Here is a 237-nt window from a genome sequence, read left to right on the forward strand (position 1 = left end):
GCATGACCTGATGGTGGCCTACGACCGGCTGCTGAGCCATCCAGCCGTGGACAGTAGCGCCATCGCCCTCATCGGCAGCAGTTATGGCGGCTACCTGGCAACGCTGCTGACCCGCGAACGGTCCGTCAAATGGCTGGCCCTGCGGGTACCCGCCATGTATTGGGACGACGAATGGAACACTCCCATGCAAACCCTCGACCGCCAACGCCTGAACGCCTACCGGCAGCAATCGCTTGG

At 63.3% G+C, this 237-nt stretch carries 1 protein-coding gene; it reads left to right on the plus strand.

Going from position 1 to position 237, the window contains the following annotated elements:
• Positions 1–237: alpha/beta hydrolase family protein (locus SB756_RS35130; protein WP_410913889.1), on the plus strand; the 237-nt coding region annotated here is incomplete at both ends.

This window comes from Pseudomonas sp. SIMBA_068 (assembly GCF_046534705.1).
Classification (GTDB): Bacteria; Pseudomonadota; Gammaproteobacteria; order Pseudomonadales; family Pseudomonadaceae; genus Aquipseudomonas; species Aquipseudomonas putida.